This window comes from uncultured Nitratireductor sp. (assembly GCF_913053745.1).
Classification (GTDB): domain Bacteria; phylum Pseudomonadota; class Alphaproteobacteria; order Rhizobiales; family Rhizobiaceae; genus Nitratireductor.
Genome location: NZ_CAJXGF010000182.1, coordinates 1 through 7,615, shown reverse-complemented (window position 1 = coordinate 7,615; position 7,615 = coordinate 1). Strand labels below are relative to the sequence as shown.

Annotated in this window: 9 protein-coding genes; 4 read left to right on the top strand and 5 right to left on the bottom strand. The window is 62.6% G+C overall.

Translation table 11 applies throughout. The features are described from left to right. The coding region (gene pdxH, locus QZ638_RS20910; RefSeq protein WP_295814023.1) for a pyridoxamine 5'-phosphate oxidase at positions 1 to 540 on the top strand (540 nt) is incomplete at its 5' end. A 3-nt stretch (positions 541 to 543) separates the two neighbouring features. On the opposite strand, the gene QZ638_RS20905 is transcribed toward pdxH, so the two are convergent. Further along, positions 544 to 1,296: a crotonase/enoyl-CoA hydratase family protein gene (locus QZ638_RS20905; protein ID WP_295814021.1), complete on the bottom strand. Its 753-nt coding sequence runs from the start codon at positions 1,294 to 1,296 to the stop codon at positions 544 to 546. Positions 1,297 to 1,306: 10 nt separating this feature from the next. Next, positions 1,307 to 3,076 carry an acyl-CoA dehydrogenase gene (locus QZ638_RS20900; RefSeq protein ID WP_295814018.1) on the bottom strand — a complete coding sequence of 590 codons (1,770 nt, stop codon included), beginning with the start codon at positions 3,074 to 3,076 and terminating at the stop codon, positions 1,307 to 1,309. A gap of 196 nt (positions 3,077 to 3,272) precedes the next feature. Between QZ638_RS20900 and QZ638_RS20895 the strand changes: the two genes are divergently transcribed. Further along, a complete protein-coding gene (locus QZ638_RS20895; protein WP_295814015.1) occupies positions 3,273 to 3,509 on the top strand; it encodes a hypothetical protein in 237 nt (78 codons plus the stop codon). 21 nt (positions 3,510 to 3,530) lie between these two features. On the opposite strand, the gene QZ638_RS20890 is transcribed toward QZ638_RS20895, so the two are convergent. Together QZ638_RS20890 and QZ638_RS20885 are read right to left on the bottom strand one after the other, a co-directional pair. Next, positions 3,531 to 4,064 (bottom strand): AAA family ATPase, encoded by a 534-nt coding sequence (locus QZ638_RS20890; protein ID WP_295814013.1) that lies wholly within the window; start codon positions 4,062 to 4,064, stop codon positions 3,531 to 3,533. 99 nt (positions 4,065 to 4,163) lie between these two features. Beyond that, a complete protein-coding gene (locus tag QZ638_RS20885) occupies positions 4,164 to 4,628 on the bottom strand; it encodes an Lrp/AsnC family transcriptional regulator (protein ID WP_295814009.1) in 465 nt (154 codons plus the stop codon). A gap of 97 nt (positions 4,629 to 4,725) precedes the next feature. On the opposite strand from QZ638_RS20885, the gene QZ638_RS20880 reads away from it, so the two are divergent. Next, a complete protein-coding gene (locus QZ638_RS20880; protein ID WP_295814005.1) occupies positions 4,726 to 5,736 on the top strand; it encodes a pyridoxal-phosphate dependent enzyme in 1,011 nt (336 codons plus the stop codon). Between the two features lie 33 nt (positions 5,737 to 5,769). On the opposite strand, the gene purD is transcribed toward QZ638_RS20880, so the two are convergent. Beyond that, positions 5,770 to 7,044, bottom strand: coding sequence for a phosphoribosylamine--glycine ligase (gene purD, locus QZ638_RS20875; protein ID WP_295814001.1), 1,275 nt, complete (start codon positions 7,042 to 7,044; stop codon positions 5,770 to 5,772). 98 nt (positions 7,045 to 7,142) lie between these two features. Here purD and QZ638_RS20870 point away from each other — a divergent pair. Beyond that, positions 7,143 to 7,615, top strand: a 473-nt coding sequence (locus QZ638_RS20870) for a sigma-70 family RNA polymerase sigma factor (RefSeq protein ID WP_295813997.1), incomplete at its 3' end; no start/stop codon positions are given.

Below are 7,615 nucleotides of genomic sequence, written 5' to 3'. Positions count from 1 at the left end.
GATGCCACGAAATCCGAACCCAACGATCCAAACGCGCTGGCCCTGGCGACCGTAGACCCCGATGGCATGCCCAATGTGCGCATGGTGCTTCTGAAGGGCTTCGATGAACGCGGTTTCGTGTTCTACACCAATTTCGAAAGCGCCAAGGGCGAAGAGATTTTGAGCGCGAAGAAGGCAGCCATGTGCTTCCACTGGAAGAGCCTGCGCCGGCAAGTGCGCATTCGCGGACCGGTTGAACGGGTGAGCGACGCGGAAGCGGACGAGTACTACGCCTCACGGCCCCGCGGCAGCCGCATCGGCGCCTGGGCTTCGAAGCAGTCGCGGCCGCTCGAAAGCCGGTTTGCGCTGGAAAAGGCGGTGGCCGAGTATACGGCGAAGTTCGCCGTCGGCGCGATCCCGCGTCCCGCGCACTGGTCGGGCTTGCGCATCGTCCCGCAGACGATTGAGTTCTGGCACGATCGGCCATTCCGCCTGCACGACCGAATCGTCTTCGGCCGCGGCGAAAATGGCGCTTGGCGGACAACCCGGCTTTACCCCTAGGCTTCAGGATGTCTTGCGGTTCATGAAGGCCATGAAAGCGGCACGCGCCTCGTCCGATTTCAAGCGCGTACGAAAGTGTTCGCCCTCCTCCCTGATGCGCGCCACCACCTGATCGCGCGGCCCGCGCAAGAGGTCGCGGGCGATCTTCAGCGCCTCGGGTGGCTTGGCGGCAAGCGCTTCCGCGCTTGAAAACACCGAAGCCTCAAGCGCATCCGCATCCACCACGGCATGAATGAGGCCGGCCATGCGGGCCTCATGCGCAGGCAAACCTTCTCCAAGCGCGAGAAGAGCGAAAGCCCGCTGGTGTCCCATGACGGCCGGCGATAGCAGACTCGACCCCGCCTCCGGCACCAGGCCCAGATCGACGAAGGGTGTGGAAAATACGGTGGCCGGCGTGGCAAACGTCAGATCGCAATGCATATGGATCGTTGTGCCGATGCCCACGGCAATGCCGTCGACGCCCGAGACCAGCGGCTTTGTGGCACCCGCAAGGGCCAGAAGGAAGTCGTAGACCTCCTGTCCGCCTTCTCCTCCGGTGGCGACCGCCAGAAAATCGGCAAGATCGTTGCCGGATGAAAATGCACCTGGCTGCCCCAGAAGCACGTGGCAACGCACCCCTCCGTCGCCATCGCCCGCCTTCAGCGCCTCGGCCATGGCCGCATACATGGCACGGGTGATGGCATTCTTCTTTTCAGGCCGGTTCAGGCGGATCACCTGAACCGCGCCGCGCCGTTCGATGAGAACATGCTCGCTCATGGTCTTCTCCTCAGGCCGAAAGCAGGGCGTCGGCCGCCGCATCGAGACTGCCGGCGCCTTCGATCACGCGCTGTCTGAGCCCCGCCGTCTCGCCAAGCAGGTTTTCGGCCATGAAACGCACCAGAACGGCATGGCCCGGATTCTCGTTGGACGCCACGGCCCGCGCGTTGAAGGCAACGCCGATGACAAGCGAGAAAAGACGCAGATAGGGCGTGGCACCGGCGAGTGCCTCGCTCACCCGCCCTTCGCCTGCGGCCCCGGTGAGGAAAGCCGTCGCGGCTTCGAGATCGTCGAGCGCGAGCGCGAGTTTCTCACCGGTCGCACCGAGGCCCGAAGCGCTGGCAATCGCCTCTTGGTCGTCACGCAGTTCCGCGAGGAGTGTCGCCATCGCCTCGCCGCCCTGGAGCGGCAGCTTTCGCATGACGAGATCGATTGCCTGAATCCCGTTGGTGCCTTCGTAGATCGGCGCGATGCGGGCATCGCGGTAGAGCGCGGCCGCGCCCGTTTCCTCCACATAACCCATGCCGCCATGCACCTGCAGGCCGAGCGAGGCAACTTCCACACCGACATCGGTGGAGAACGCCTTGGCCATGGGTGTCAGGATATCGGCGCGTGCCTGCCAGGCCTTCGCCTCCTCGCCCTCGCCGAGCCGCGCGCGATCGATGGCATGGGCGCAGCAGTAAGTGATTGCGCGCGCCATCTGGGTTTGCGCTTTCATGGTGAGCAAGGTGCGCTTGATATCGGGATGTTCGACGATCGGGCTCATGCCCTCGTCCTTCGCGCCCGCGGCCCTGCCCTGACGCCGTTCATGAGCGTAGGCCAAAGCCTTTTGCGTCGCGGTTTCCGCAATTCCCACGCCCTGCATGCCCACCGCCAGCCGGGCGTTGTTCATCATGGTGAACATACATGCCAGCCCACGGTTCTCCTCGCCGATCAGCCAGCCGACGGCACCCGGCGTGTCGCCGAACTTGCCATCGCCATAGATCATGGTGCAGGTGGGCGATGCGTGAATGCCGAGCTTATGCTCCATGGACGCGCAGAACACGTCATTGCGTTCGCCCGGCGACCCGTCATCGTTCACCAGGAATTTCGGCACGAGGAACAAAGAGAGACCCCTGGTGCCTGCCGGCGCATCCGGCAGGCGCGCCAGAACCAGATGCACGATGTTGTCAGTGAAATCGTGCTCGCCGTAAGTGATGAAGATTTTCTGGCCGAAGATGCGATAAGTGCCGTCGCCCACGGGCTCGGCGCGCGCCTTGAGCGCGTTCAGATCGGAACCTGCCTGCGGTTCCGTCAGATTCATGGTGCCCATCCATTCGCCGGAGACGAGCTTTTCGAGATATTTCTCCTGGAGTTCGGGCGTTGCGTGCTTGTCGAGCGCTTCGATGGCGCCGATCGTCAGCGTCGGACCGATGGCGAAAGCCATGGAACCGGAGTTCCACATTTCAATCGCCGCAACCGAAAGCAGTGTCGGCAATCCCTGGCCGCCGAAGGCCTCTGGCGCAGCAAGCCCGTTCCAGCCTCCTTCGCACCAGCGGCGATAAAGATCGGGCCACCCCGGCGGCGTGGTGACGACGCCATCCTTGAGGGTTGCTCCCTTCTCGTCGCCTACCTTTGCCAATGGCGCGATCTCATCCGCCGCGAAACGGCCGGCCTCGGCAACGATGGCGTCGACCAGATCCTCGGAAAGTTCGCCGAACCGGTCGGCTTCCAGATCGGCGGAAAACCCGGTGACATGTTTCAGGGTAAAAGCGATCTCGTCGACCGGGGCTCGATACATGCTGCATTCCTCCTGATCTACGGCGTGCGCCTGGACGTCCGGTGTGCGCTCTGTGCCGAACCTAGCTGCGGATCCGCGCTCCCGCCATCATAGCTTGGCGAGAGAGTGCTAATTTCTTTTTACGTAAACGTCAATATTGAAAACCTTGCGATGCGCCTGTCGGACGACTAGAAGCCATTCAACGGAAGGAACGTTCATGCTTGCAAGACCGGAAAAGAAACGCTGCATCGAATGCGGGAAAGCGTTCGGCATGCCGGACTTCGCTTACTATGAAGGCCTGATCGAGAACGGTCCCGCTTACTGGTCGGACCGTGGCGTTCTGTGTTCCGTCGGGTGCTCGCTCGCCCATCATCGCAAACGCGCCGCCGAGGGCACGCTGGGCAACAAGCCCGCGCCCGATCCTTTCGAGGCTGAGTATCTGTTTGAGGATTGACGGTCTGCGGACCGCGCCGCCTCATCGCGTGAAATCCGAATTGCGTGCGCCACCTCTCCATCCCTTCAGAATAAGGTCGGTGTTGCGCTCGACGCCATCGAGCGACTGAACCTCGAGATCGTAGCTCTTTCCAAGGTGGACGATCTCGAAATCCTGCCGCGCGCTGCCTGTGGGCCGATCCCCGCGGGCCGCCTCCCGTACGATGAGAACAGGCAAGGGACAGTGAAGGCCGACAAAATAAACATCGAACGGCGCAAACAAGGCCTGGAGTTCGGGCAACCAGTTCTCATCGTCGAGAATATGCTCGAGGATCAAGTTGTTTCCCGCGCCCGCATACGCTGCCAGGGATCTGTGAAACCCCTGGAAGAATGCAGGTTTGGCGGCAGACCAATCGAATTCGCCCCGTTTAAATCGTTGTGAGGGCAGAACCCCCGCATCGCGCAAATGGTCTATCGAGATGTGCCAGAAGGGCCGTTCGATCCTGGCCTGCAGCGCCCGCGCAAGCGTTGATTTGCCGCTGCTCGACGCGCCGTGCAGAAAAATGATGTCTGTCATGCGATTGTGTCTTTCGCTGAAACGCGCTTGTCCGTTTTCCGTGACGACGGTTGACCGAGAACGACGACCGCAAGCGGACCGGATCCTGTCACGCCCGTCCTATGCGGCCCCGCTGGTCTCGATTTCGCGAATGGCGACAATCGTCTTGAACGATTTTACATTCGAATCCCCGTGAAACACCTCCTGCACGAAGTCGGCATACTGGTCCATGCTCGGCAAACGCAGATGCATCACGAAATCCGCCTCGCCCGTCACGTACCAGATCTTTTTCACTTCCGGACGATGCCGGACCTTGCGGGTGAAGCTGTCGAGATCGGACGCCCGCTCGCGCTCCAGCGAAACGAGCAGATGAACGGAGACCGGCTCGCCCACGACAGACGGATCGACCACGGCGATGTCGGCAACGATCACCTTTTCCCGGCGCAAACGGCGCAAACGCCTGAGTACAGCGCTTTCCGACAGCCCCACCGCCTCGGCGAGTTCGCGCGCCGGACGCAGATTGTTCTTCTGGACCAACGCGAGAAGCCGCTGGTCGAAACGATCGAGTGTGACGGATTCGGTCATACAATCTCGCTCTTTTGCCTTTTTCCGGCAATTTAGAGCGAAAATCGGCGTCACGCGCAAGATGCGCCCGCTAGAGTGCTCTTTTCTGGAGAAACTCATGACCATTGCAATAAATCATCGTCATATACTGGCCCGTCTGAGAGAGTTCGACGAAGCCTATCGGACCTCACCGCTTGTCGCGGCCCCGCAATTGGCGAAACGTCTCGGGGTGGCCGAGATTTACCTGAAGGACGAAAGCACCCGCCCGCTGGGCAGTTTCAAGTCGCTCGGCGGCACTTTCGCGGGTCTCGAGGCCATCGCAGCGTCCGGTGAGAACGTGCGCATGCTGGTCTGCGCCAGCGACGGCAACCACGGACTGGCGGTGGCATCGGCCGCACGCCATGCGGGGCTTCCCGCAAAAGTTTTCCTGCATCCGGATGTCGCTGCCGGGCGTGTACGGCGCATCGCGGAAACCGGTGCTGAGATCGTCGTCGTTCAGGGCACGTTTGACGACGCGGTGCGGCAGGCCGCGATCGCAGCCGAAGTCGAAGGGGCTGTTCTCATTGCCGACACGAGCGACGATGTGGACGACGCCGTCACCGGGCACGTGCTTGCCGGTTATGGCGTTATCGCCGGTGAGACGCGCGAGCAATACGAGGCCGAGCGTTTTACGCCACCGACCCACCTTTTCATTCAGGCCGGTGTCGGCGGGCTGGTGGCCGCCTTGGCGCGCGGACTGCACACCTTCATGGATCAGCCGGCAAAAATCGTGACGATCGAGCCCGAAAACGCCGCCTGCGTGCGCCGCGCGCTGGAGGTCGGTCATCCCGAAACCGTGCCGGGAGATCTGGACACATGTGCTTCCATGCTGTCATGCGGTCGTGCCAGCGCACCGGCGCTGAAAATCCTGCGGGAATGCGGGGCAAGCGCGATCGGCGTTTCGGAAACGGATCTGATGGCGGCGCCGAAACTTCTCGAGGAAACCTGCGGATTGGTCACCACGCCCTCCGGTGCCGCCGGGTTGGCGGGTCTCGTGCATGCTCTGGGCGACCCGAAGCTCGCCGACGCGTTTCAACTGGATGCGAACAGCCGGGTTCTTCTGGTTGTCAGCGAAGGCCCGCAGGAATAGACGATTCGAGTTTGGAACGGGCAGAAGCCTGCCTCAGCCTTCGCGCTCCACCGCGCGCCAGCCGATGTCGCGCCGGCAAAACCCTTCCGGCCAATCGATCAGATCGACCGCGCGGTAGGCATTCTTCTGCGCCTCCGTCACTGAGCCACCGAGGGCGGTGACATTCAGCACACGGCCGCCATTGGCAACCAGCGCGCCATTTCTCAATGCGGTACCGGCGTGGAATATCTCGACATTATCGTCGGTTCCGGCCTCATCGACTCCGCGGATCGTCGTGCCTTTTTCGGGGCTGGCCGGATAGCCTTTCGCGGCCAGTACGACGGTGAGCGCCGTTTCGTTGCGCCAGCGCGCGGACATATGGGCGAGTTGCCCGTCCACCGCCGCGTTCAGCAAAAGCAGCAGGTCTTCCTTGAGGCGCATCATCAGCACCTGGCATTCGGGATCGCCGAAGCGAACATTATACTCGATGAGCTTCGGCCCGTCCTTCGTCAGCATAAGGCCGGCATAAAGCACGCCGGTGAAGGGCGCCCCCATTTCCGCCATGCCCCTGAGCGTCGGCTCGATGATTTCCGAGATCGTGCGGGAGAGCGTGGCTTCGTCCAGCACCGGGGCCGGCGAATAGGCGCCCATGCCGCCGGTGTTCGGTCCCGTATCGCCATCGCCCACGCGCTTGTGATCCTGCGCCGTGCCGAACGGCAGCGCCGTCTTGCCATCGCACAAGCAGAAAAAGCTTGCCTCTTCGCCTTCCAGAAACGCCTCGACCACCACCGATGCGCCCGCCTCGCCGAAACTGCCGTCGAAACAATCGTCGATCGCCGCGATGGCTTCGTCCACCGTCATGGCCACGGTCACCCCCTTGCCTGCGGCGAGCCCGTCGGCCTTGATCACGATGGGCGCGCCCTGGGTATAGAGGTAGGCCAGGGCCGAAGCCTCGTCCTCGAACCGGCCATAGGCGGCGGTCGGGATATCGAATTGGTCGCAGAGCGCCTTGGTGAAGCTCTTTGAACCTTCAAGCTGGCCGGCCTCTTTCGACGGACAAAAGCAGGTGATGCCAGCAGCACGAACGTCATCGCCTAACCCGGCCACGACCTGCGCATCGGGGCCAACGACGACAAAGTCGATGGCGTGCTCCCGCGCTGCAGCGATCACGGCGGCATGGTCGGTGATGTCGATGTTCAGATTGGTGGCCAGCCCCTCCGTGCCGCCATTTCCCGGCGCCACGAACAGGGCATCGACCAGCGGCGACTGCGCGATCTTCCAGGCCAGGGCATGTTCGCGCCCACCCGAACCAATGACCAATACGCGCATGTCTCGCCTCCGTGCCGTTTGCGGGCGTGATGCACGAGACGGGCAGGTGAGGCAATTGTTTTTGTAAGAAACCTCCCACGGGCGCGACTGTTGGTATCGTGAGTGACGAAGAAGGCGAGGCCATTATGCCCGATCAGCCCGACCGGGAGACGCTATATTGCACCATTGCCCAAGGGCAGGGTGCGGCCATAGCCCGCCTCGCGGCGGCCTATGAGAAGGACGCGGCCCTGCGTCAGGACCTGGAGCAGGACATCCATCTGCATCTCTGGCGCAGCCTGAAGAATTTCGCAGGGCAATGCAGCCTGGCCACCTGGACGTTTCGGGTGGCACACAATGTCTGCGCCCGCCATGTCGAAAAGGCCGTGCGGGCGCGCCCGGCCGGGGCCTGGATCGACATCAATGATGTCGAGCCCGCGGATGGGCGGCAGACGCCGGAACAGGCAACTGGCACCGCGCTGACCCTGGAGCGGCTCTACGCCCTGATCGACCGGTTGCGCCCAATCGACCGGCAGGTGGTGCTGCTTTACCTCGAAGACATCGATGCGGCAGGCATAGCCGAGATTACCGGGCT